Genomic DNA, 1773 nt, shown 5'->3' with positions numbered 1-1773 from the left:
CCCCCCCCTCCCCCCTCTCCCCGTCCCTCCCCCCCCCCCCCCCCCCCCCCCCCCCCCCTCCTCCCCCCCCCCCGCGGCGGTTGCTCGAGAAGGCGTCGAACGAGCCGTCAGTCGCTCGAGCCCGGCGTCGTCTTGGCGATCTGCATCAGGAACTCGCCGTTCGACTTGGTCTGCTTCATCTTGTCCAGCAGCAGCTCGATCGCCTGCTGCGAGTCGAGCGCGTGCAGCACCCGACGCAGCTTCCAGGTGATCGCGAGCTCCTCGCTGCCGAGCAGGATCTCCTCCTTGCGGGTGCTGGACGCGTCCACGTCCACCGCCGGGAAGATGCGCTTGTCGGCGAGCTTGCGGTCCAGCCGCAGCTCCATGTTGCCGGTGCCCTTGAACTCCTCGAAGACCACCTCGTCGGCCCGCGAGCCGGTCTCCACCAGCGCGGTGGCGAGGATGGTCAGCGAGCCGCCGTTCTCGATGTTGCGCGCGGCACCGAAGAACTTCTTCGGCGGGTAGAGCGCGGTCGAGTCGACACCACCGGACAGGATGCGGCCGGAGGCGGGGGCGGCCAGGTTGTAGGCGCGGCCCAGACGGGTGATCGAGTCGAGCAGGATCACCACGTCGTGGCCCAGCTCCACCAGGCGCTTGGCGCGCTCGATGGCCAGCTCGGCGACCGTGGTGTGGTCCTCGGCCGGACGGTCGAAGGTCGAGGAGATGACCTCGCCCTTGACCGAGCGCTGCATGTCGGTGACCTCTTCCGGACGCTCGTCGACCAGGACGACCATCAGGTGGCACTCGGGGTTGTTGCGGGTGATCGCGTTGGCGATCGCCTGCATGATCATCGTCTTGCCGGTCTTCGGCGGGGCGACGATCAGACCGCGCTGGCCCTTGCCGATCGGCGACACCAGGTCGATGATCCGGGTGGTCAGCACGCCCGGGTCGGTCTCCAGGCGCAGCCGCTCCTGCGGGTAGAGCGGGGTGAGCTTGCCGAACTCGGGGCGGTTGCGGCCGCTCTCCGGGTCCATGCCGTTCACCGAGTCCAGCCGCACCATGGCGTTGAACTTCTCGCGGCGCTCGCCGTCCCGCGGCTGGCGCACCGCACCGGTGATCGCGTCACCCTTGCGCAGGCCGTTCTTGCGGACCTGGGCGAGCGAGACGTAGACGTCGTTCTGGCCCGGCAGGTAGCCGGAGGTGCGCACGAACGCGTAGTTGTCGAGGATGTCCAGGATGCCCGCGACCGGGATCAGGACGTCGTCCTCGCCCAGCTGCGGCTCGGCCACGCCCTCGAAACCGTCCCGGCGACCACGGCGGTTGCGGTCGCGGTAGCGGCCGCGGCGGCCGCGGCGACCGTCGCCGAACTCGTCGTCGTCGAAACCGCCCTGCTGGGCGGCGGCCGGCTGGGCCGCGGCGGGCTGCGCCGGCTGCTGCTGGGTGGTGGTGCCCTGCGGGGTGGTGCCCTGGCCGCCCTCACGGCGGTCCCGGCGGTTGCGCCGCTCGCGGCGCGACTCGCGGCCGTCACCGGCCTCGCCCTCGGCACCCTCGGCGGCCTGGCCGCCCTCACGGCGGTCCCGGCGCTCGCGGCGGTCGCGACGGCCGTCGCGCTGCTCCTCGCGGCCCTCGAAGGCGCGCGGCTGCTCGCCGCGGGTCTCCGACTTGGTCTCGACCGGGGCGGCCTCGACGGCGCTCTCGGTCGCGGTGGCGACCGGGGCCTCGGCGGTGGCGGTGGTGGGGGCACCGGCCGCGGTGGTGGGGGCACCGGCCGCGGCGGTGGCGCGGCGGCGGCCG

The 1773-nt window shown here is 73.2% G+C and carries 1 protein-coding gene; it reads right to left on the bottom strand.

Features of this window, described 5'->3' with window-relative positions; translation table 11 throughout:
• Positions 1-107 precede the first annotated feature (107 nt).
• The coding region (gene rho, locus ACQRUO_RS39340) for a transcription termination factor Rho (RefSeq protein ID WP_428320988.1) at positions 108-1773 on the bottom strand (1666 nt) is incomplete at its 5' end.

The organism is Kitasatospora sp. LaBMicrA B282 (assembly GCF_050325825.1).
Classification (GTDB): Bacteria; Actinomycetota; Actinomycetes; order Streptomycetales; family Streptomycetaceae; genus Kitasatospora.
The sequence above is the reverse complement of the archived record's forward strand: the minus strand, read 5'-3'. Positions and strand labels throughout refer to the sequence as shown.